A 21,738-nucleotide genomic window follows, 5' to 3' on the forward strand; every position below is an offset into this window, starting at 1 on the left:
AAGCGTTCACGATCGGCTTGACCGCCGAACGCATAGAACGGTCTAGGATGCCTGATGCAAGCCGAATGCGGTGTGCAGCGCCTGCAGCGCATTCGCCATATCGTCTTCAGCTACCAATACCCAGATCGTCGTATTGGAGTCTGCAGATTGCAATATCGTAATGTTCTTGGTTGTCAGCGCCTCGACGATCCGAGCCATAACGCCAGGCTCTCCGTTCATGCCGCCGCCGATGACCGACACTTTGGCGCAGCCCGATAGAATGCGAGGGTCGAAGCCCATCTCGTGCAGCAACCGAACGGCAAGCTCTTCGTCGGTTTGGCTGACCGTGAACAGCACCTCGGCCGGCGTCACGTTGATGAAGTCGACGCTGATCGAATTCTGCGCCATCGCGCGGAAGACTCGAAGCTGCAAGTCCGGCGGACCGCCGCGCGTCTCGACCGACAGCTGCGTCACGCCCTTCACATGCGCGAGACCGGTGACGGTCCGGTCTGTCCAGCCGATGCGGCCGCGGACATGCTCCGCGCTTGTCACCAAGGTGCCTTCGTTGTCAGAGAAGGTCGAACGCACGCGAACGGGAATGCCCGCCCGCATCGCCACCTCCACCGCGCGAGGATGAATCACCTTCGCTCCGTTGTAGGCCATGTTGCAAATCTCTTCGTACGTAACGAACGGGAGCGGCCTAGCGTCGCCCACCAGCCGCGGATCGGCGGTGAGGATGCCGTCGACATCGGTATAGATATCGACAATAGACGCGCCGAGCGCCGCGCCGAGCGCAGTCGCCGATGTATCGCTGCCCCCGCGCCCGAGCGTCGTCGTCTCTCCGTCTTCCGTCACGCCTTGGAAGCCGGCGACGATGACGACTTTATCTTCCGCGAGATGCTCGAGTATGCGGGCGGGATCTACCTTAGAGATTCGCGCTGAGCCGAAGCGGCCGTCCGTCAGAATCCCGGCTTGGCCGCCCGTCAAGGCGACGCAGGGAATGCCTTCCTGGTTGAGAAGGCTGCACATCTTCGCTGCGGAGATGATCTCGCCGCAGCTGAGCAGCAGGTCCTTCTCCCGATCCGGAAGCGAATTGCCTCCGATCAACTCAAGCAGCGTATCTGTCGCATAAGGCTCGCCGCGCCGCCCCATGGCGGAGACGACAACGACGACGCGCTTGCCTGCTTCGCGTTCGCGGGAAATGTGACGGAGGACGTGCTGCCGGCTATGCTCGTCGGTCAGCGACGTCCCTCCGAATTTCTGCACCATGATCATAAGTTAGCAGCCTCCATCCTGTGAATCTAGACGGAAGATCTGTAAGGCGTCGAGAATTCGATCGTTGGTGCCTTATAGATGAGTTCGTCTTCATAAGGGAATAATAAATACGATTGCTATCTATCTCAGGCGTATAAGTAACGCTCGATGAGAACAGGCTGTAATTGTCTGCCTTGTAAGGCCGCTTCACACGTATCCATGAGCAGATCCATTCGTGCCACGAGCGAATTCGGCTTCGCTTCGGGATTGTCTTGCCCGAACGGAACGAAGTAGATATTCTTGGCGACGAGCAGCTTGGCGATGTTGGCGGCGTTGAGACCGAGGCCGTCATTGGTCGAGATGGCCAGAACGACTGGACGCCCGTTGCGCATCTGCGCCTTGGCAGCCATGAGCACCGGTCCATCCGTCATCGCATTCGCCAGCCGGCTGGTCGTGTTGCCGGTGCATGGCGCGATGGCGAGCACATCAATCTGCTTCGAAGGGCCGAGCGGTTCCGCTTCCACAATCGAGCTGACAAGCTCGTTGCCAGTCAGCTCGCGCAGCTGCTTCTGCCACTCGTTCGACGTGCCGAAGCGCGTATCGGTCGTCATGATCGACTGGCTGACGATCGGAATCACGTTCGCGCCGGCGTCCGTGAATCTCTTAATCAACGGAACGACTTCCGGCAGCGTGCAGTGCGAACCGGTCAGCGCGTACCCGACGGTTATTCCTTGCCAATTCATGTCGCATTCCCCCGTTGTCGATCTTCCAGAAGCATCTGGATAAGACCATTCGCGATAACCCGGCCGGCGGTCTTCGGTGCGACGATTCCCGGCAGGCTGGGTGCGAGCATCGCCTTGATTCCGCGCTTCTCGGCGAAGCGAAAATCAGTACCGCCCGGCTTGGAAGCCAGGTCGATAATAACGGCGCGCAGGGGAAGTCCAGCGATCACTTGTGCTGTGACTATCATATTCGGAATTGTATTAAAAATCAAGTCGAGATTCCCCGTATGACGCGCCAAATCGCTTACGTAGAAAGGCTCGAAGCCCATCTCGTACGCGCGCGCGAACGACTCTTCCCTGCGCACGCCAGCCTTAACCTTGGCGCCTAATCCTTGGAGCGTTCGAGCCAATGTCAGACCCGTTCTCCCAAGTCCAAGCACCATGCAGTTCGAGCCGTGAATCGTAATGTCAGTGTTCTGAATCGCCAGCATGATGGCGCCTTCGGCGGTCGGGATCGAATTGTAGATGGCCACGTCGTCGCGCTCGAACAATTCGACGATACCGAGGCGGTGCTTCTCCGCCAATCGGCGCAAGTATGGCTTCGCCATGCCGCAGTAGATCTTGCTCGTCTCCGGCAGCGCGGAGAGCTCGGCGTCTGTCAGCTTCATCTCTCGCTCGGTGAAGACGGCTGAGATTACACCTTCATCATCCGTTCCGACGGGCGGCAGCACCAGGGCGTCGGCCACACGAAGCACATCGGGGCTCCATTCCGCGCGAACCACTCCCGGGAACGAAGTCTCCAGCCGGTCGAAGCCGACGATGGTCACGGCGGCATCCAATTCGGTCAGACGGCGGATCACTTCCAATTGGCGCGCATCTCCGCCGGCGAGCACGACGTGTATGCCAGTCAGCATGACGTTTCCCCTCCCTTCGGCATTCATGGCATATAGCTCATCGTATGCTTGCGCCTAACGACAGGTGCGCGTACGACATTTACAGACAGACGACAGCTCGCCCAAATGCGGCAAAAAGCCTTCGCTCGGCCCATTCTGGGGCTTGCGAAGGCTTTTGTACGAACGCTTTATGTTGTTGGGGCTTACCGCGCTCCTCCGCGGAACTTCTGGGCATGGGCGCGGGCGTCTTCCACGCTGTTCACCCGATTCCGGCTCCATTCGAGGAGGATGCGGTCAATGTATCGAAAATGCAGCTTGCCGGCGAATACAGACTCCTTCAGCGCGAACAGAATGAGCTCCGCCGAATAGCCGTCCGTATCGATCCAGCCGCCGATCGTCTCGCATTCCATCGGCGTCAGCGGACGCCCGAATTCCTGCTCGAAAACGGCAAACAGGTTCGGTTCGTCCTCGCTACCCGCCTCCATCGATGACGCCGGACGCGCAGCGGCGATGACAGGCTCGGCGTCTGTTCCGGAGGAGCCCCGCAGCGGCAGCTCCTCCGCAGCGAGCAGCGCTGCGATCTTCTGGAACAATCCAGTCAGATTGTACCGTTCGGACTGCACGCCCGTCGTCTTGTCGAACACTTCGTCGATGCTGACGAAGCCGTGCTTAACCAGCTTCTGCATCGCTTGTCCGACGGTGGCAGGCGATGAGCCCAGCCGTTCCTGCAGCTGTTCCATTGTCGGGAATTCATTCTGTTCCAGCTGCTTGAACGCCAGCAGCTGAATGATCAGCATACATTCCGAATCGGTCAGCTTGAGCAGACGGTAGCTGCGAAGCAGCGCATAGGGCAGGCTGACCGCCCCGTCCATGTACGCTTCTGCGAGCCCTCTCGCAAGCAGGCCTCGATCAACCATTGGTTTGCTCCCCTCTAAACCCTTGCTTAACAGCTTCTAACACGCAATTACGGATACAGGCGATATAGCATACGCGGGAACGGAATCGTCTCGCGCACATGATCCAGTCCGCAGATCCAAGCTACCGTCCGTTCCAATCCGAGTCCGAAGCCCGAATGCGGGACGGTGCCGTATTTGCGCAGATCGAGATACCATTCATACGCTTCCCGCGGAAGCTGGTGCTCATCGAAGCGAGCCTCGAGCAGCTCCGGATCGTCAATCCGCTGCGAGCCGCCGATGATCTCCCCGTAGCCTTCCGGCGCGATCATATCGGCGCAGAGCACGACTTCCGGACGATCCGGGTCCGGCTTCATATAGAACGCCTTGATCTCCGTCGGGTAGCGGGTGATAAATACGGGACGGTCGAACTTCTCCGCGATCAGCGTCTCGTGCGGCGCGCCGAAGTCTTCGCCCCATGGCAGCTCCATGCCGTCTTCCTTCAGCATGTCAATCGCTTCGTCGTAGCTGATACGCGGGAACGGCGCCTTCACCTGCTCGAGCTTCGAGACGTCCCGCTCAAGCACGGCCAGCTCCGGACGGCAATGCTCCAGCACTTGTCCGACGACATAGGAGACGAATTCCTCCTGCACGCGCAAGTTCTCTTCATGATCGACGAACGCCATCTCCGGCTCAATCATCCAGAACTCGATCAAGTGGCGGCGCGTCTTGGACTTCTCGGCGCGGAACGTCGGCCCGAACGAGTATACCTTGCCGAGCGCCATCGCCGCCGCTTCCATATACAGCTGACCGCTCTGCGTCAAATAGGCGTCCTCGTCGAAGTACTTCGTATGGAACAGGTTCGTCGTTCCTTCGGCCGCCGAAGGCGTCAACACAGGAGGATCGACCAGCGTGAAGCCGCGTTCGTCGAAGAACCGCTGCACCGCGGAGATGATCTCCGCGCGAATGCGCAGAATCGCCCGCTGGCGCGGCGCGCGAAGCCACAGATGGCGGTGGTCCATCAGGAAGTCGACGCCATGCTCCTTCGGCGTGATCGGATAATCAGTGGCGATCTGAATGATGTCGATGCCGTCTACCGCCAGCTCATACCCGGAAGGGCTGCGCGGCTCTTCGCGGACGGTTCCCGTTACATATAGAGAGCTCTCCTGCGTCAACTGGCCAGCCTTCTCCCAAGTCTCGCCGTCCACCTCTTCCTTGACGAGCACGCCTTGAATGAAGCCGGTGCCGTCGCGCAGCTGCAGAAATTGAATTTTGCCGCTCGAACGCCGCCTTGTCATCCAGCAGCCGATTCGAACTCGCTGTCCGGCCAACGCTCCTACGCCGGCAATGTCCACTTTAGATACACTATCCATCTTGTCCTCCTCTTCGCCCTTGGGCGAAACACTACATCTATCTTAAGCTGCAGACAAGGAGCTCTTATTCCTTGCCTATTACAAGTCTATACGTATCTCGCGCAATCAGCAATTCCTCATTCGTCGGCACGACCAATACGTTCACCGCCGAACCGTCTCGGGTAATGCTTCTCGTCTCGCTAGAGCGTAACTCGTTGCGCTCCTCGTCGAAGTCCAGCCCGAGGAACGTTAAGCCTTCGCACACCCTCTTGCGGAGCACAGCCGAATTCTCGCCGACGCCCGCCGTGAACAGAATAACGTCGACACCGTTCATCGCCGCGGCATAAGAGCCGATATACTTGCGAATACGATATGCGTACATCTCGAACGCAAGCCGAGCGTTCTCGTCTCCGCTCTCCATCGCCTCTACCACTTCGCGCATATCGCTGCTTATACCCGATACGGCCATCAATCCGCTGTGCTTGTTCAGCATCGAGTTAACTTCATTGAGCGTCAAATCTTCCTTGTTGATGGCGAAGGGCACGATGGCCGGATCCAAGTCGCCGCTCCGCGAGCCCATCATCAGCCCTTCGAGCGGCGTCATCCCCATGCTGGTATCATAGGACTTGCCGTGGAGAATTGCCGTACAGCTCGCGCCGTTGCCGATATGGCAGCTGATGATCTTCAGCTCCTCCAGCGGGCGTCCGAGGAACGCAGCCGCCTGCTTGCTGACATAGTCATGCGACGTGCCGTGGAATCCATAGCGTCTCACTTTATGCTTGCGATAGAAGACCTTCGGAATCGCGTACAAATATGAAGTCGCCGGCATGGTCTGATGGAAGGCCGTATCGAACACGACCGCTTGCGGAACATCCGGCAGATTGGCCTCCACCGCCTGAATGCCCATCATGTGTGCCGGGTTATGCAGCGGCGCGAGATCGAACAGATTGCGAATCTCGAGCTTGACGTCCGCGTCGATCAGCACCGACTCTTTGAACGACTCCCCGCCATGCACGATACGGTGGCCGACGGCTTGAATGTCGCCGATGCTCTCCAGCACGCCGAAGCTGCGATGCGTCAGCATGTCCAGCACTTTGCGCACCGCCGTCGTATGCTCCAAGATCTCGCTGACTTCCCGCACGTCCGCGCGCCCTTCGACTTCGTGCGTCAGGATAGACGACTCCATCCCGATGCGCTCGACGCGTCCTTTGGCCAGAACCGATTCGGTTGTCATGTCATACAATTGATACTTCAGCGAAGAGCTTCCCGCATTAATGACCAATATATTCATAAGATGCGGTCACCATCCTTGTCGTATTGGAAAAAGCCGATGCCCGTCTTCATCCCAAGCTGTCCAGCGCGAACCTTCTTCTTGAGCAGGAATGACGGACGATATTTAAGCTCGCCGTATTCGCGGAACATTCGTTCGAGCGCGGCAAGCACGGAATCTAACCCGAAGCGGTCCGCCATCTCCAGCGGCCCATATTGGAAGGAATAGCCGATTCTCATCGACGCATCAATGTCCTCCGGCGAAGCGACGCCTTCCTCAAGCAGATGAAGCGCTTCATTGATGAGCAGGCAGATCAGCCTCGTCGTGACGAACCCCGGCGACTCGTATACCATGACGCCGTTCTTCTCCAGCACGTTGTCGACGAAGTTCTTCGTCCGCTGGAACGTCTCTTCGGAGGTTTGCAGGCCGCGTATGATCTCCACGAGGTCTACGCGGAATGCCGGATAGACGAAGTGCATGCCAATGACGCGCGAAGGGTTGAGCGTATATCCGGCCAGCTCCGTGAGGCTTAACGTCGACGTATTGCTGGCGATGATCGCCTCCTCCGACAGAATGCCGTCCAACTGCGTGAATACCGCCTGCTTGCTCTCCATATCTTCCGTAATCGTCTCGATTACCAGCTCGCAATGCGCCATATAGTCCAGCGTCGGAGCCGAATGGATCCGATTCAAGATTAATTTCTTCTCGGCGCTCGTAATCGCCCATTTCTCGATCTGGCGATCCAAGCTCGCTTCTATGGCTTCCAACGCGACTCTGAGCTTGTCCGGCGTCTTCTCAGCCAGATGCACCTCTAGCCCCTTGACAGCCAGCATCTCGGCAATGCTTTGGCCCATCGTGCCTGCGCCGACAACGCCTACATTTCGAAACATAAGGTTCCCCTCGCTTCCAGATTCCGAACCGCGATCCGATTAACAATAGGGCGGGCCGCGACAAGAATCGTCTCTCTATCTCACCTTCATATTACCACAGAGAATATCTGAAAAAATACGGCGATCCAATGACGATTGACAAGAAAAAAAAGCGCTTCATCCGTCGGATGAAACGCTTAGCTGTGAGGTCTGTCATAGCCCCTTATTGCTGCCCGAAGATCTGAGCGATCTTCACCTTCCATTGATCCACGTAGTTCTTCGATTCCGATTGATTCAGCGCCCACTGCACCATAATAATCGACTCATTAGGCTCAAGCTCAATCGCAAGCGGATGGTTCAAGCCATCCTTCTGCTTGTATGGATAGATCTTGATCTCCCGATCGACGACCGTCGCCAAGAGATCCTCGTAAGTGTACGCGTCCACGGCGGAAGGCTCGATCCGGCGAATCTGCTCCCAAGTCAGGTCAAGATCGTCGTGCGGAGCCACATCCTCGCTTAGCTTGCCGGGCAGTGCGAACGATGTATTGGGATCGATCCCTCGGAATTCGTCCGGAGAGGCAGGAATGGCTTCGCCATTTGGATCCAAATCTAGCGGGATGCTGTAGGAAGCGCCTGCCCATTGCCCAGGCTTGCGAATGATCGCCCACTGTTCAACGTCGTTGTCCGGCGTTGCAGCTTCCTTCTCCTCCTCAGCCAGCGTATCTGCATAGCTGACGTGCGGCTCTTCTTCAGGCACGAATGCCGTTCCGGCAGACGCGGCTAGCTGCTTGATATCCTTCACGAAGCGATATTCCTTGTCGCTCTCGTCTGCCGATACGCCTGCGGCGTCTTCCGCGACGGACACATACTGCTTGCCCACGTACAGAATGCGTTCCGACAGCAGTCCCGGCCGCGGCGTCACGACGACGGATGACGGATGTTCCGTCAGCGCCTTGCTGCCGTATGCCTGATAAGCGATAAGGCTCTGCGATTCGGTGTCGCCGTCATCCGGTGTCGCCTCGATCTTCCAGAACGTCATCTTGTACGGCATAACGATGCCGGGCCCTTCTGCCGATACCTCCAGCTTGTCGTTCTCCGGTGCCACAAGAACCGTGCGGTATGAGCTGACGATACGGCCGTCCGGGACAGTCACGTCCTTGCGCAGCCCAATCAGCAAGCCCGTATTCAGCTCATTGTCTTGCTCGACTGTCGATGCTAATGCCGTGGGAACAGGATCGGCCAGCTTCAGCGACTCGCTGGACTTCTCCCCCGCGAAGGGAGCGAGCTGCCATATACCGAAGAAGACAAGCGCCAGCACCGCCGCGGCCGCGCCTGCGAAGCTCCAGCCGAATCGGGTCGTCCGGCCGAACCGGCGTCGCGGCCGGTCCAGCTGCGTCTCGATGCGGCGGCGCAGACGGTCGTCGAAGCCGCTCTTGATAAGCGGACCATGAGACAGCTGTTCTCTTAGTTCCTTATCGGTCGGATCCATACGCCATCCGCTCCTTCATAATCGATAATTTCTTGCGCGCGTGGAACATCCTAGACTTAACCGTTCCTTCGGTCACGCCGAGCATGTCCGCGATTTCCTTCAGCGACAATTGATTGTGAGCATATAAGATCAGAACCTCCCGATACTTGATCGGCAGCTTCAGCACCATGTCCCACATCTCGTTAACCGTCTGATTCTCGATCACATCCTGTTCGATTGATCGTCTCTCGCCCGTCTCGCCTACCCAATCGGTAAGCGTCACTTTCCGGAAGAAGGCTGACCGCTGGCAATCGATAGCCGTATTGCGCGTAATCGTCAACAGCCAAGTCTTGACCGAAGCGTCGCTGCGGAATCCATGCAAGTTCTTGTAGACCTTAATGAATACTTCCTGCGTGATGTCATCCGCCAGATCCCACTTGCGTGTAATGCTGTAAGCATAATTCCATACATCTTTGCCGTACACCGTCATGAGCTCGCCAAGCAGGGATTTCTTGTCCTCATGATCGGTCATATATCGCAAATAATCGAAGTCAGCCTCGGATTTCAAATCGGTTCACCTCTTATATGACGAACATAACGCCGATTTGGTTCAAATAAAAACCGGAATCCTCGTTGCCTGGGTTCCGGATCATCTTTCTAGCTTTAATGCTACCATAATCAAACGTATAAATCCTTTAAATAGTTCTAAAGTTTATCGGGAAATGTTGAGAAAATGTTCTAAATTCCGACGGCTTCCGGCCAAAAGAAACAGCGCCTTCGGGCTCTTCAAGCCCGAAAGCGCTGAGGCGAAGGCCAGCTAAGCGGCCGTTTGCTGCAACTGTGTTCTCAAATCATCGCCGGACAACGTCTCTTCCTGAATCAAGATCGACAGCAGGCGCTGGAACGTCTCGAGATGACCGCGCAGCAGCTCGCGCGTCTTCTCGGTCAGCTCGTCCAGAATGCTGGCGTTCTCCTTCGCCCATTGCTCCGTCGTGATCGCCTGCGGATGCACGATGCCAAGCGAGGACAAGCCGGATTCGATCATCGAACGAACGATGTGGGTCGCTTGGTCGAAGTCTCCACGGGATCCGGTGCTGCGCCCGCCGTAGTTCAATTCCTCGGCGACCGCGCCGCCTAGCGCGATCATGATCTGCTCTTCGAGCACCGTCTTCGTATACAAGTAACGATCCTGGCTCGGATGATGGCGCACGTAGCCGAGCGCCTGTCCGCGCGGCGTCAGCGATACCTGGGCTACGCTTCCGGGGCGAACGGACTCGGCGACGATCGCATGGCCCAGCTCGTGGATGGCGACGCGTTCCCGCTCTTCGCGGGTCGTCTCGCGATCCATCCGCTCGCCCATCATGACCTTGTCAATCGCTTGCGCGAGGTGCGCCGAGGTGATCGTGTCGCTCTCTTCGCGCATCGCATAGATGGCCGCTTCGTTCATGACACTCTCGAGCTGCGCTCCGGAGAAGCCGAACGTCTCGTCGGCCACCTTGGCGAGCGACACATCCTCGGCCATCGGCTTGTTCCGGGCATGCAGGTTCAGAATATGCTCGCGGCCCGTCTTGTCCGGCAGATCGACTTGAATGTGCCGGTCGAAGCGTCCGGGACGGAGCAATGCCGGATCCAGGCTGTCCTTGCGGTTCGTCGCCGCGATGAGCAGGATGCGCGGATTCTCGTCGCCTTGAATGCCGTCCATCTCGGTCAGCAGCTGATTCAACGTCTGGTCATATTCACGCTGCTGGCCGCCGTCGCGCTTGCCGCCGATGCCGTCGATCTCGTCGATGAAGACGATCGCGCTGTCCTTCTTCTCCTTCGCCGCCAGCTTGCGGGCTTCCTGGAACAGGTCGCGGACGCGCCCTGCGCCGACGCCGACGTACATCTCCACGAATTCGCTGCCTGAAGCCGCTACGAACACCGAGTTCGTATGCTGTGCGGCTGCTTTGGCCAGCAGCGTCTTGCCGGTGCCCGGAGGCCCGGCTAGCAGAATGCCTTTGAGCGGACGAATGCCGAGCTTGTACAATGCATCCTTCTTGACGAGAAATTCCAGCGCCTCCATCAATTCGCGCTTCGCTTGCTCCTGACCGCCAATATCGCCGAACGTCAAATATTGCGGCGCGCGCGTCGGCGCCTTCTTCGCTGCGGCGCCGATCGCCAGCCCGCCTCGCGCTCTCGCGAGCAGAAGCAATCCTGCCATCAAGCAGACGCCCATAATAAGAGGAAGCGCGGGAACGCCGGCGAAGATGAGGAACACGATCAGCACCGGAAGAGCGCCGACCGCGATCTCTTTGCTATAGGGTCTCAGCTTACGCATTCGGCCACACCCCCAGCTTCTCCGATTCGCGCGGAAGAATGACGAATTTAACAGCGGCGCCGGAGCGCAAGCGGATGTAGACGTTCGTCCCGTCCATCTGCGTATCGGCTTCGATCTCCGGGTATTGCTTCGTCAATTGATCCATCGCCGTGCGAATCTCCGAATATTTCTTATGGTCCATCGCTTCCGCCACGTCGAACAACGCATGGCTCCACGCCTTCTCAAGCGCCGGGTCGGAAGAGTCGTCCACCTTCAGCTTTAAAGTCTTATCTCCGATCGCTTGCGCGCCTTCCTCCTGCACGCGGCGGTATACTTCCGCCAAGTCCGCATCGGGCGACAGCTTGAGCTGAAGCTCGACGCTGCTGATCGATCGATTCGTATCTGCCGATTCTACGCCGGGAATGGCATTCGCCACCCGGTCCAGCGGCTGCTCAACGCCATATTGGCCGTAAGCATACCAACCGCCAAACAATAATGCCGCAGACAGCACGGCCGTGATCGCCACCGGAATCCAACGCAATTTCATGCCGCAATGCCTCCTTATTCTGTAGCTGACAGAACAGCTATTGTCCGTATCCTATAGTCGCTTGGTACATCACTGAGTATATCACAATATGATAGATTCATCGTCCGCTAATGGTTGGCAAACATGCCATTGCCGCGGACATAGCTCTGTGCAGGAACAAAGAAAAAACGCCTCGCGGCGTTTCTCTTGGCAATCTTTATTTGCCTGGCAAATCATAGGTTTTCAGCTTCATACCGTCTTTGAAAGCATAGAAATCGATCGCCTGGCGCTCGGTCTCCGGATCGCTTATGTAGCGAATCTCCCAAGCGGGCTGATTCTCGAACCAGCCGGGCATCACGCGCACAATCTGCTTGCCGGGATGCTCCTCGGTGAACCGCTGCTTCGCCTCGTCTTCGCTTAAACCGTCGTCCGCCCGCTCCTTCACGAGGCCGTCCTGCCGTTCCCAGACGAACCACTTGACGCCGTCCGCATCCTTGCCGGAGACGACCCAGACGCTCTCTTCCCATACATGCTTGACGGCCTCGGCGGGCTTGACGATGCCCGCCTCTTGCTTGGCAAGCCGGATCGCGCCGTTCTTCTCGTTCTGGTAATCGGCTCCTGCCGACTTAATATAAATGACGAAGATCACGCACAGGAAGACAAGGAAGCCAAGAATGAGCAGCGTCCACCGGCGCGCCGACATGACCGGATCGCGCCTGCGTTCCTCCATGCGGCTGAGGCTCATCCCTTCAGCCTCCCGAACGCGCGCTGCGCTTCGAAGCGAATCTTCTCCGCATCCAGCGTGAGCAGCTCGCGATTCTTCAGCAGCTGCTTGCCGTCGACCCAGACGTGCGCGACATCTGCGCCTGATGCAGAGTAGACCAGATGAGACATATAATCCGTCGCCGGCACGAAGTGAGGCTTGCGAATATCAAGCGCGATCAGGTCCGCTCTCATGCCGGGCTTCAGCATGCCGGTCACGCCGTCAAGGCCGATCGACTTGGCGCCGTATACCGTTCCCATCCGCAGCGCCTCTGCCGCAGGAACGGCTGTCGGATCGCCCGACACGCCTTTGTGCAGCAGGGCCGCAAGCCGAATCTCCTCGAACAAGTCGAGGTTGTTGTTGCTCGCCGCGCTGTCCGTGCCGAGCGAGACGGCAACGCCTGCGCGCAGCAGCTCCGGCACCCGGGCCACGCCGCTCGCCAGCTTCAGGTTGCTGACCGGGTTGTGCGATACGGCGACTCCCCGCTCGGCCAGAATCGCAATCTCTTCATCGTTCAGATGAACGGCGTGCGCCACAAGCGATGGACGGCTGAAGAGGCCGAGACGATCGAGATGCTCGACAGGGCGTACGCCGTAATCCTTCAAGTTCTGCGCCACTTCGGCTGCTGTCTCCGACATGTGCGTATGAAGCGGCAAGCCGAGCTCGTGCGCGGCTGCAACGATCCGCTCGATATAATCGGGCGGGCAGGTATACGGCGCATGCGGCGACATCATCGTCTGAATGCGGCCGTCGGCCTTGCCGTGCCAGTCGCGCGCGAAGCTGATCGCCTCGTTCAGCTTGGCTGTCTGAACGTCGGGCGGGCAGAGACCGATGACGCCCCGCGTCAAGCTCGCGCGCATGCCGGATTGCTCCACGACTTCGGCGACGCGGTCCATATGGTCGTACATGTCGACGAACGTCGTCGTGCCGCTGAGAATCATCTCGGCTGCAGCAAGCGAAGTCCCCCAATAGACGTCGTCGCCGGTAAATTTAGCTTCCATTGGCCACATATGATTCTCGAGCCATTCCTGCAGCTTGAGATCGTCCGCCAAGCCTCTCAGAAGCGACATCGCCGCGTGTCCGTGCGTATTGATCAACCCCGGCATGAAGAGCAGACCGTCGCCGTTCACCGTGCCGCCCGCTTGACGCTTCTCTTCTTCCGGCGCGCTTCCCGCGCCCATCGCCGCGATCTTGGAGCCGTCCACAGACAGCCAGCCTTCCAGCACCGGCTTCGCCGGGTCCATCGTTATCATAGTCGCGTTCTCAATCAACCAGCGATTCATCTTCCAACGTTCCCTTCGTCGTGTCTTCCGAGTCGAAATTCATGTAATAGGCCAGGCTGAGCAAATCCGCCGTAAAGTCGGTCTGATGAATGCGAACGTCTTCCGGCGTTCGAAGCACCGTCGGCGCGAAGTTCAGAATGCCGCGAACGCCCGCTTCCACGAAGCGGTCGGCCACCTTCTGAGCCGCAGCGGCAGGTACGGTAATGATGCCGATCGCGATGTTCTTCTCTTTGACTGTCTGCGCCAGCTCCTCCACCGGCTGAACAACCAAATTGTTGATGACCATGCCGACTTTGGACGGATCCGCATCGAAGATCGAGACGATCTTCATATTGTCCTTCAAATACGTATTGTAGTTGGACAACGCTCGCCCGAGGTTGCCTGTTCCGACCAACGCGACGTATAGCGGACGGTCCAACTTAAGAATCTGCCGAATTTTCTCAATGAGGTAGCTGACATTATAGCCGACGCCCTTGCGTCCGAAGTCGCCGAAGTAGGCGAGGTCCTTCCGGATCTGCGCCGGATTCAAGTTCAGCCTGGCGCCTAATTCCTGCGAGGATACTGTCAGAATATCGCTCGCGCTCAACTCGTTCAAATATCGCAGATAGACGGGCAGTCTCCGAACGACCGCTTCCGATATTTTATCCTGCTTCGTCATTCGTCTGCTCCTTCCTGTCGGCTTCCGCCGCAGCGACCGCTGCATTGTCTAATTCAACGCCAGACGACGCAGCGCCAGCGTCCGCAACCGGCTTAGCCATAGGCGTGTTCAGCCATTCTCTCACGCGAGACGCCAAGCCGGCGTTCGGCAAGTGCTCGATCTTCGGCCCCGGAAGCGAGTAGAGGAAATACTTGCCGTAATTCGTATCGATGACGCGGGTATCGTATAGAATGACGATGCCCTTGTCCGATGCCGTACGGACGAGCCTTCCGAAGCCTTGCTTGAAGCGGATAACCGCCTGCGGCAATGACAGCTTCATGAACGGGTTCTTCTTCTCCGCCTGCAGCTTCTCGGACTTCGCTTCGTTGACCGGATGGTTCGGCGGTTGGAAAGGAAGCCGAACGATCGCGAGGCACGTCAGCGCGTCCCCAGGCAGATCGACGCCTTCCCAGAAGCTGCTCGTGCCGAGCAGCACGGAAGCCGGACGATCCATGAATTGCTGCGTCAACCGGCTGCGGCTTCCGCCGTCGATCCCCTGACCCATTACTTCGATGCCGCTAGGGCCGAGCCGTTCCTTCAGCGGGCCGTGAACGGCCTTCAGCATGCGGTAGGACGTGAATAGCACCAGCATTCTGCCCCCGGTCGTCTCGGCCACTTCAGCCAGCGACTTCGTCAGCGCCTCGAGGAACTGCGGATCTCCGTTCTGGCCGCGAATATTCGGGAAGTCTCTCGGGATAAGCACTAGAGCCTGCTCCCGGTAATTAAACGGTGACGGCAGCTGCGCGGAGCGCAGACGGCCTTCGCGCTCAGAGGCGTCAAGGCCAAGCTGCTCCTTCACATACTGGAACGACTTGTCGACGGTCAGCGTCGCGGAAGTGAGCACGACGCTCGACTTGCGGTCGAACATCCCTTCCTTGAGCAGATGGCTCACGTCCGCCGGCATGCCGAACAGCCAGAGCGAGCGGGCGCGGTACTGGGAATGACCTTCGATCCAGTAGACGAAGTCCTTGTTGCCGAGCGTCAAGAATGACTGCAGATCCGCGCGTGCGGCCGCCAGATCCTTCAAGCTGCCGTTCAGATCCGTCATCAGGCTTTGAATCGCCAAGTCGTCCGTTCGTTCCTTAATATCGGCAATGACTTTATCCAATGGACGAAGCAGATCGCTGAGCAGTTGAATCGTATTGTTGCCGTCCACCAGCTGCGCTTCCCAGCTATCCGGCAGCTTCTCCGGCTTCAAACGAAGCGACAGATTGCCGCTATCGTCGGCTCCGGATTCCTCGGCGAGCATTGCGAACAATCGGTCTGTCCATCGATCCCACGATTCGCGAATCTCGTGCACTTTGCCTGCCGCCTCATCCAGCTTCTCGTTCCATGCCTGAGCCTGCTCTTCGCCCGACCCGGCCAGCAGGCTCATCAGCCGAGGCAGCTGGCCGTTGCGTGCATCCTTCCATAGCCTAGTCAGCGGATGCAGCACCGTCAAGTAGCCTGTCCGCTGACCGAGATGGTGGCTCGCCACTTCCTCGAGGTGATGGGCCTCATCAACGATCAAGCGGTCATAGGCAGGTAGCAATCTCCCTTCGGCGCGCATATCGGTGAACACCATCGCGTGGTTCGTGATGATGAGATCCGCCTTGTTCGCATCCTGCCGCGCGCGGTGATAGAAGCACTTGCGGAACCACGGGCATTGCCGGTTCAAGCACGAATCCGCGTCGCTCGCTACGGCGTTCCATTCATCCTTGGAGCGTCCGCCGAGGTTCAGCTCTTCTGCTTCTCCGCGCTCCGTCTCGGAGAGCCAGACGGTCATTTGCCCGCGTGTGACGGCCTCTTCCCGCGAGAGCGCCGTCTCCGGCAGCTGCAGCTGCTGCTCGAATTTGCGAAGGCACAGATAGTTGTTCCGGCCTTTAAAGACGGCAGCCTTGAACGGCACCGGCAGCACTTCCTGCAGCAGCGGCAGATCCCGCTGGCGCAGCTGCTCCTGCAGTTGGATCGTATGCGTGCTGACGACGATTTTTTTGGATTCCTTTAATCCATAATAGAGAGAGGGAAGCAAGTACCCCAGCGACTTGCCTGTACCTGTGCCTGCTTCCACCAGCAGATGCGAGTCCTGATTCAGCGCTTCGAGCACTTCGCCGAACATGATCTGCTGTCCTTCTCTAGATTCATAAGTAGGCAATAGATCTTTAAGCTTCTCGCGAACGCCGGCGACGAACTCGGGGAATTCCGATTCCGTGAGCGGCTTCATCGCCTCGGGATCTGTCTTAGACTCTTCGTCCGCATCCGTCCAATCGCTTACGCGCAGGGCAAGCTGGCGATAGTATTGATAGTCGTCATCGTTCTCGCCCGGGTTCGCTTCGCGCCAGGCGGCGATATCGGCGAGCAGCCAGCCCGTATCATTCGTGTCCGAGTCGAACAACGAAGAGAGCCGCTGCAGCGTGAGCAGCGGAAGCTCGCGAAGGCGCATGACGCACTTGAAGAACACCTCCGCCGTCGCAAGCGCGTCGCTGTCCGCTTGGTGCGGCCTGTCATGGCCGATGCCTAGGCTATGCGTCAGTGAAGACAACCGGTAAGAGGACATGGACGGATAAGCGATCCGGCTTAGCTCCACCGTATCGAGCATTCGTCCCGCGAAAGGCAAATAGCCGCACCGATCAAGGGCGGCTTGAAGGAAAGAAGCGTCGAACGAGACGTTATGAGCGACAAGCACGGCATCCTGAAGCAGAGGAACGAATTCAGCCAGCACCGCTTCAAGCTCCGGAGCCTCCGACACGTCCTCGTTGCTTATGCCGGTAAGCTGCGTAATCCAATCCGGAATCGGCTTCACGGGCTTCACCAGCGAACCGTAAACGGCGGTTACGGCGCCTGTCTCATCGATGAGAGCGAGACCGGCTTGTATAATTTCATCTTGATCGGGAGAAGTTCCCGTCGTTTCAAAGTCGAGAACGGCGAATTTCATCCTGAATTCCTTTCCAGACATTAAAGGTCGGTGGCTGCGCGAAGGCTATGCTTGAACGAGAGCCTGAATCTCCGAGCTGCCGAACAGCAGCTGCATCTGTCCGGATCTGTTCCGGCACGACGCCAGATTGCGCCTCGGATCCTCGAAGGCGGGATCCGTCTCCATCGCTTTGTGAAAATATAATTCGGCTTGCTGCAAATTAGCGAACACTGCCTGGATGCATCCCAGCGCGTTAAAGGCGATCGCTTGGAGCTTCCGGTCATCTCCCAAAGCGGCAATCAGCTGGAAATGCCGCTGCGCCTCCAGGAATTGCCCCATGTGCATCCGGCACATGGCCAGGAATAGCCGGGCGACATTCAGCTCGGGCTCGTGCATCAGCGTCTCCTCGAAGTGAACGGCGCCTTCGGCATACATGTGGAGCTTGAAATAGCCCATTCCCTTCATGTACGGCTCGAAAAGCGCGTCTGCTCCGTTCGGTATTCCAAACCCGGCTTCATGCTCTTGCTTCAATGTGCGGAAGTAAGCCATTTTGTCTTCAAAACCAAGCCATGATTCAATGATAACATCACTTAACGTTTTTAACACGTTCCATTGCTCGTCGAGGGCGTTTTTTTCTTCCTTGGAGGCGTTCGGATACCGTTCAAGCAAGCTGTCCAGCGTATCGTTCATGGCCGCAAACCATTGTTCGATCATTCACGTCTCCCCCTACGCGTTCGGCTTACAGGTCATTCTGCGTTTCGGGGGAAGGTTTCATACGCTTTTACATAACGGTCGAATGCGGCTCCTCAGCCATCAAGCGGGCAATGCGGTTGCCTTCACCCATGATGGCCACCTTCGGCTGATGGCGGTGCGCTTCCTCATCAGACATGTAGCCGTAGGCGATAATAATGACGACGTCTCCGGGCTGCACGAGCCGGGCTGCCGCGCCGTTCAGGCAGATGACGCCGGAGCCGCGGGGGCCTGGAATGGCGTACGTCTCGAAGCGTGCGCCGTTGTTGTTGTTGACAATTTGGACCTTCTCGTCGGGCAGGATGTCAACGGCCTCCATCAAATCCTGGTCGATCGTAATGCTGCCGACATAATTCAGATCGGCTTGCGTTACCGCAGCGCGGTGAATCTTGGATTTCATCATTTGGCGGAACATGAGGTTCACCCCTTCTGTGTTAGCAAAATGTTATCGATAAGCCGCGTCTTGCCGAAACGAACGGCAACGGCGACAAGCAGCGGATGTTGGTGCAATAACGTGCGAAGGGAAGCTCCGGCAGCCGGCGGCGTCAGGTCGGGATATTCAAGCGCCTCGACGTAATCGATGTCGGACAGCGGCTGAGATTGGATGCGCTCGCGAATCCGGCGCGTCAGTTCGGCGGCGGCGATGCCTTCTTCAACCCAGCTTGGAACGAGCTTCAGCGTCTGCGATAGGATAAGCGCTTGGCTCCGCTCGTCCGCGCTCAAGTACACGTTGCGTGAGCTCAGCGCAAGCCCGTCCGAGTCCCGGACGATCGGGCAGGGCACGATGTCGACCGGCATGCTGAGATCGGAAGCCATCCGCGTGATGACGGCGACCTGCTGGGCGTCCTTCATGCCGAAGTAAGCGCGGTTCGGCTGCACGATGTTCAGCAGCTTCGAGACGACGATGCCAACGCCGTCGAAGTGGCCGGGACGGCTCGCGCCGCACAGGCGCTCCGTAATGCCGGACACGATCACCGACGTCTTCGGCGGGTTCGGGTACATCTCGGTTACTTCGGGCATGAACAGGACGTTCGCGCCAGCCTCTGAAGCAATCGCGACATCCCGAGCTTCATCGCGAGGATAACACTCGAAGTCTTCGTTCGGGCCGAACTGCAGCGGGTTGACGAAGACGCTGACGACCGTCAGCCCGTTCTCTTCCGCGCTGCGGCGAATGAGGCTGGCGTGGCCAGCATGAAGAAATCCCATCGTTGGTACGAGACCGACAGCGGCCGACGGTCCGGCCTGCAGGCGATACTGGCGAATATGTTCTCGCAGCTCGGTAATCGAGCGCACGATCCGGGCAGTTGTCACAGCAGTTGTGCTCATTGGGAACCCCCTCCATACAGCTTCTCCGGCAGTTTGTCGAGCTTCTCATCCGGCAGGAAGCTATGGCGCTCCTCCGGGAAAGCCTCGTTCTTCACTTCGTTCACATATTCCGCGATCGCAGAGCGAATCGTATCGCCGACGTTCGCATAGGATTTGACCATCCGTTTCTCTCGGATGTTGGAGCCGTAGCGGATCATGTCGTGATAGACGAGCACTTGACCGTCGCAGCCGCGGCCCGCGCCGATCCCGATTGTCGGGATCGTTAGCTCCCGGGTAACTTGCTGCGCTGCGGGCTCCATGACGAGCTCCAGCACAACTCCGAAAGCGCCCGCTTCCTCAAGCGTTTTGGCATCGGCCAGCAGGCGTTCGGCGCTCGCTTGATCCTTGCCTTGGATCTTGTAGCCGCCGATCTGCAACAGCGATTGCGGCGTCAGGCCGAGGTGCCCGAGCACAGGAATGCCGCTGGAGACGAGACGTCTCACCTCTTCGGCGATATCGGCCCCTCCTTCGAGCTTGACGGCGTGCGCGCCGCCTTCCTGCATAATTCTGGCCGCGTTGCGCAGCGTAGCTTCCGGCCCAAGGCGGTAAGTTGCGAACGGCATGTCCGTGACGATCATCGTCCCCGGCGCCCCGCGAACGACTGACTTCGTATGCAGAATCATATCGTCCAGCGTGACAGGCACGGTCGTATCGTAGCCCAGCACGACGTTGCCGAGCGAGTCGCCGACGAGAATCGCGTCAACGCCCGCTTCTTCGGCCAGCTGTGCGGACGGGTAATCATACGCCGTCACCATGGCGATCTTATTCCCTTGACGTTTAAGCGCCTTCCAACGAGGCGGAGTAAGCGGTTTAGGCATAACGGATGATGCGCCTCCTCCAACAAATAGGATAAAAAACAAAAAAACCTTCATTTTTGCCCATGAGCAAAAAAAGGTTTCCATTCAGCAGGAGCGCGCTTCACGTCCTTCTGTCTCGGTCCCTTCGGCTCTGAGCAGAATCCGCCGCGAAATCATCACGGTATTCAGTTCTTGTTTAGCGTATCCGCAAGTGCAATTCGCCAATCTCCCGATCGGGAGGGTCGATACCGCCTTGCTAACGCCTCCATTATAGCACTGTATATCTCTACCGTCCATGAGCGATTAACCGCATTGGCAACACATAGCCCGCATTGGATTGGGCCCGGGTGGGGTCCGGACTGGTGTCGGACTAGTATCGGATTGATATCGGAAGATGGGCATCGATTCGCCATCGGATCTAGTCGGATCGTAGTCGGATTGCGCACTTTGACCCAGACTGGGTGGGGCAGACTTGGTATGGATCCGATAAGTGCCGCCCATTTGGACAAGACCTCCAACATCCTGCCTCTATGTCCTATCTCCGATCTCAGCCGAATAAACCGTTCGGACCGTGCCGTCCGCCAGCTTCACGCGCAGTCCTCCGAGCTCGTCCAACGCTTCCGGAACCCCAACGATCTCGCCTTGCGGCGTATGCAATATCGCTTCTCGTCCAAGAGTGACGGCATGAGCTTCCCATAGGGCTCTTATCGGTGCGAAGCCTCGCGCAGCATAGAGCTCATATAACCTCTCGAATTCTTCGAGTACTGCCGTAATGATGTCCGTCCGGTCAATCGGACGCCCCGCTGCCATTCGAAGCGAGATCGCCTTCTCCAACACCTCCGGCGGGAAGTCTTCCTCCTCGAGATTGACGGAGATGCCCATTCCTGCAACGACATAGCGAATGCGTTCGTCCTCTGCCGCGGACTCAAGAAGAATGCCGCTAATTTTGCGGCCGTCGACGAGCAGATCATTCGGCCATTTGATTCCAATCTCAAGCGGCACGATCCGCGCGATCGCCCTTGATAACGCCACCGCCGCCAGCAGCGTCAGTTGGGGTGTCTGATGCAGCGGAATGTTCGGTCGAAGCAACAGGCTCATCCATATGCCTTTGCCGGCGGGAGACACCCAATTCCGCCCCATGCGACCGCGGCCTTTGGTCTGCTGCTCGGCAATTACTAGCGTGCCTTCCGGCGCGCCCTGCTCTGCCAGCTCGCGAAGCACGTCCTGCGTCGATGGGACGGCATCGTTCAGATGCGCCCGGCGGCCAAACACCTTCGTCGCCAGCTTGCTCTGCAGCTCCGCCATCGACAGTCGGGACGGACGCTCGATGATGCGATAACCCATACGAGGCACCGCTTCGATCCGATAGCCTTCCGCCTCCAGCTTCCGCACCTGCTTCCAGATGGCCGTTCGGGTAACATTAAGCTTGCGGCTAATCTCCTCGCCGGAGACGAAGCCGCCGTCATTCTCTTCCAACAGCGACAATAGCGACGGTCGAACCATGTTGATCATCCTTTGCTTTTTAGGCTCCTGTGAACTAGCCGGCCTGCACCAAGGCTATAAAAGAGCCTTGATTGCCTCTCACTCTGCGAATTCGCCTGCGTCAAGGCTAAAAATTAGCCTTGTTAGCAGCTCACTCTGCGAATCCACCTGCACCAAGGCCAAAAA

General features: G+C 58.1%; 20 protein-coding genes. All 20 read right to left on the minus strand.

Annotated elements, in window-relative coordinates; all coding sequences use genetic code 11:
* Nucleotides 1-42: 42 nt before the first annotated feature.
* The 20 genes from dapG to H4Q31_RS20565 all read right to left on the minus strand — a co-directional run bounded on the left by dapG (nucleotide 43) and on the right by H4Q31_RS20565 (nucleotide 21,573).
* Nucleotides 43-1,254: an aspartate kinase gene (gene dapG, locus H4Q31_RS20470; protein WP_185180918.1), complete on the minus strand. Its 1,212-nt coding sequence runs from the start codon at nucleotides 1,252-1,254 to the stop codon at nucleotides 43-45.
* Between the two features lie 125 nt (nucleotides 1,255-1,379).
* Complete coding sequence (locus tag H4Q31_RS20475) at nucleotides 1,380-1,976, minus strand: dipicolinate synthase subunit B (RefSeq protein WP_185180919.1); 597 nt, start codon at nucleotides 1,974-1,976, stop codon at nucleotides 1,380-1,382.
* On the minus strand, nucleotides 1,973-2,869 hold the full coding sequence (dpsA, locus tag H4Q31_RS20480; RefSeq protein ID WP_185180920.1) for a dipicolinate synthase subunit DpsA: 897 nt from the start codon (nucleotides 2,867-2,869) through the stop codon (nucleotides 1,973-1,975). Before dpsA ends, H4Q31_RS20475 begins: the two co-directional genes overlap by 4 nt.
* Nucleotides 2,870-3,051: 182 nt before the next feature.
* Nucleotides 3,052-3,765: a DnaD domain-containing protein gene (locus H4Q31_RS20485; protein ID WP_185180921.1), complete on the minus strand. Its 714-nt coding sequence runs from the start codon at nucleotides 3,763-3,765 to the stop codon at nucleotides 3,052-3,054.
* Nucleotides 3,766-3,812: 47 nt separating this feature from the next.
* Nucleotides 3,813-5,114 (minus strand): asparagine--tRNA ligase, encoded by a 1,302-nt coding sequence (gene asnS / locus H4Q31_RS20490; protein ID WP_185180922.1) that lies wholly within the window; start codon nucleotides 5,112-5,114, stop codon nucleotides 3,813-3,815.
* A 64-nt stretch (nucleotides 5,115-5,178) separates the two neighbouring features.
* A complete protein-coding gene (locus tag H4Q31_RS20495; RefSeq protein ID WP_185180923.1) occupies nucleotides 5,179-6,384 on the minus strand; it encodes an acetate/propionate family kinase in 1,206 nt (401 codons plus the stop codon).
* Complete coding sequence (locus H4Q31_RS20500) at nucleotides 6,381-7,253, minus strand: 3-hydroxyacyl-CoA dehydrogenase family protein (protein ID WP_185180924.1); 873 nt, start codon at nucleotides 7,251-7,253, stop codon at nucleotides 6,381-6,383. The genes H4Q31_RS20495 and H4Q31_RS20500 overlap by 4 nt, the downstream gene beginning before the upstream one ends.
* Nucleotides 7,254-7,455: 202 nt before the next feature.
* Nucleotides 7,456-8,721, minus strand: a complete 1,266-nt coding sequence (locus H4Q31_RS20505) for a hypothetical protein (protein ID WP_185180925.1) — start codon at nucleotides 8,719-8,721, stop codon at nucleotides 7,456-7,458.
* Nucleotides 8,705-9,268: an RNA polymerase sigma factor gene (locus tag H4Q31_RS20510; protein ID WP_245347469.1), complete on the minus strand. Its 564-nt coding sequence runs from the start codon at nucleotides 9,266-9,268 to the stop codon at nucleotides 8,705-8,707. Before H4Q31_RS20510 ends, H4Q31_RS20505 begins: the two co-directional genes overlap by 17 nt.
* A gap of 249 nt (nucleotides 9,269-9,517) precedes the next feature.
* On the minus strand, nucleotides 9,518-11,008 hold the full coding sequence (locus tag H4Q31_RS20515) for an AAA family ATPase (RefSeq protein WP_185180939.1): 1,491 nt from the start codon (nucleotides 11,006-11,008) through the stop codon (nucleotides 9,518-9,520).
* Nucleotide 11,009: 1 nt separating this feature from the next.
* Complete coding sequence (locus H4Q31_RS20520) at nucleotides 11,010-11,543, minus strand: hypothetical protein (protein ID WP_185180926.1); 534 nt, start codon at nucleotides 11,541-11,543, stop codon at nucleotides 11,010-11,012.
* A gap of 196 nt (nucleotides 11,544-11,739) precedes the next feature.
* On the minus strand, nucleotides 11,740-12,267 hold the full coding sequence (locus tag H4Q31_RS20525; protein ID WP_185180927.1) for a cell wall elongation regulator TseB-like domain-containing protein: 528 nt from the start codon (nucleotides 12,265-12,267) through the stop codon (nucleotides 11,740-11,742).
* The gene (locus tag H4Q31_RS20530; protein WP_185180928.1) at nucleotides 12,264-13,568 is read right to left on the minus strand and encodes an amidohydrolase; all 1,305 of its coding nucleotides are present in this window, start codon (nucleotides 13,566-13,568) and stop codon (nucleotides 12,264-12,266) included. The genes H4Q31_RS20525 and H4Q31_RS20530 overlap by 4 nt, the downstream gene beginning before the upstream one ends.
* Entirely contained in the window at nucleotides 13,549-14,226 is a 678-nt protein-coding gene (locus tag H4Q31_RS20535) for a redox-sensing transcriptional repressor Rex (RefSeq protein WP_185180929.1), read from the minus strand. The genes H4Q31_RS20530 and H4Q31_RS20535 overlap by 20 nt, the downstream gene beginning before the upstream one ends.
* Entirely contained in the window at nucleotides 14,210-17,179 is a 2,970-nt protein-coding gene (locus tag H4Q31_RS20540) for an ATP-dependent DNA helicase DinG, 3'-5' exoribonuclease type (RefSeq protein WP_185180930.1), read from the minus strand. Before H4Q31_RS20540 ends, H4Q31_RS20535 begins: the two co-directional genes overlap by 17 nt.
* Nucleotides 17,180-17,224: 45 nt before the next feature.
* Entirely contained in the window at nucleotides 17,225-17,872 is a 648-nt protein-coding gene (locus tag H4Q31_RS20545; RefSeq protein ID WP_185180931.1) for a tetratricopeptide repeat protein, read from the minus strand.
* Nucleotides 17,873-17,939: 67 nt separating this feature from the next.
* Nucleotides 17,940-18,323 (minus strand): aspartate 1-decarboxylase, encoded by a 384-nt coding sequence (gene panD, locus H4Q31_RS20550; RefSeq protein WP_185180932.1) that lies wholly within the window; start codon nucleotides 18,321-18,323, stop codon nucleotides 17,940-17,942.
* 5 nt (nucleotides 18,324-18,328) lie between these two features.
* Nucleotides 18,329-19,234, minus strand: coding sequence for a pantoate--beta-alanine ligase (gene panC, locus H4Q31_RS20555; RefSeq protein WP_185180933.1), 906 nt, complete (start codon nucleotides 19,232-19,234; stop codon nucleotides 18,329-18,331).
* Nucleotides 19,231-20,091, minus strand: a complete 861-nt coding sequence (gene panB / locus H4Q31_RS20560; protein ID WP_185180934.1) for a 3-methyl-2-oxobutanoate hydroxymethyltransferase — start codon at nucleotides 20,089-20,091, stop codon at nucleotides 19,231-19,233. Before panB ends, panC begins: the two co-directional genes overlap by 4 nt.
* A gap of 507 nt (nucleotides 20,092-20,598) precedes the next feature.
* Nucleotides 20,599-21,573: a biotin--[acetyl-CoA-carboxylase] ligase gene (locus H4Q31_RS20565; protein WP_185180935.1), complete on the minus strand. Its 975-nt coding sequence runs from the start codon at nucleotides 21,571-21,573 to the stop codon at nucleotides 20,599-20,601.
* Nucleotides 21,574-21,738: the final 165 nt, after the last annotated feature.

The organism is Cohnella lubricantis, from assembly GCF_014212015.1.
Taxonomy (GTDB): domain Bacteria; phylum Bacillota; class Bacilli; order Paenibacillales; family Paenibacillaceae; genus Cohnella; species Cohnella lubricantis.

Coding starts and splice junctions, on each gene's coding strand:
- dpsA (WP_185180920.1), bottom strand. CDS start 2,869: ATGCTGACTGGCATACACGTCGTGCTCGCCGGCGGAGATGCGCGCCAA.
- H4Q31_RS20500 (WP_185180924.1), bottom strand. CDS start 7,253: ATGTTTCGAAATGTAGGCGTTGTCGGCGCAGGCACGATGGGCCAAAGC.
- H4Q31_RS20540 (WP_185180930.1), bottom strand. CDS start 17,179: ATGAAATTCGCCGTTCTCGACTTTGAAACGACGGGAACTTCTCCCGAT.
- H4Q31_RS20530 (WP_185180928.1), bottom strand. CDS start 13,568: ATGAATCGCTGGTTGATTGAGAACGCGACTATGATAACGATGGACCCG.
- H4Q31_RS20565 (WP_185180935.1), bottom strand. CDS start 21,573: ATGGTTCGACCGTCGCTATTGTCGCTGTTGGAAGAGAATGACGGCGGC.
- asnS (WP_185180922.1), bottom strand. CDS start 5,114: ATGGATAGTGTATCTAAAGTGGACATTGCCGGCGTAGGAGCGTTGGCC.
- H4Q31_RS20525 (WP_185180927.1), bottom strand. CDS start 12,267: ATGAGCCTCAGCCGCATGGAGGAACGCAGGCGCGATCCGGTCATGTCG.
- H4Q31_RS20495 (WP_185180923.1), bottom strand. CDS start 6,384: ATGAATATATTGGTCATTAATGCGGGAAGCTCTTCGCTGAAGTATCAA.
- panD (WP_185180932.1), bottom strand. CDS start 18,323: ATGTTCCGCCAAATGATGAAATCCAAGATTCACCGCGCTGCGGTAACG.
- dapG (WP_185180918.1), bottom strand. CDS start 1,254: ATGATCATGGTGCAGAAATTCGGAGGGACGTCGCTGACCGACGAGCAT.
- H4Q31_RS20545 (WP_185180931.1), bottom strand. CDS start 17,872: ATGATCGAACAATGGTTTGCGGCCATGAACGATACGCTGGACAGCTTG.
- H4Q31_RS20535 (WP_185180929.1), bottom strand. CDS start 14,226: ATGACGAAGCAGGATAAAATATCGGAAGCGGTCGTTCGGAGACTGCCC.
- H4Q31_RS20505 (WP_185180925.1), bottom strand. CDS start 8,721: ATGGATCCGACCGATAAGGAACTAAGAGAACAGCTGTCTCATGGTCCG.
- H4Q31_RS20520 (WP_185180926.1), bottom strand. CDS start 11,543: ATGAAATTGCGTTGGATTCCGGTGGCGATCACGGCCGTGCTGTCTGCG.
- panC (WP_185180933.1), bottom strand. CDS start 19,234: ATGAGCACAACTGCTGTGACAACTGCCCGGATCGTGCGCTCGATTACC.
- H4Q31_RS20475 (WP_185180919.1), bottom strand. CDS start 1,976: ATGAATTGGCAAGGAATAACCGTCGGGTACGCGCTGACCGGTTCGCAC.
- H4Q31_RS20485 (WP_185180921.1), bottom strand. CDS start 3,765: ATGGTTGATCGAGGCCTGCTTGCGAGAGGGCTCGCAGAAGCGTACATG.
- panB (WP_185180934.1), bottom strand. CDS start 20,091: ATGCCTAAACCGCTTACTCCGCCTCGTTGGAAGGCGCTTAAACGTCAA.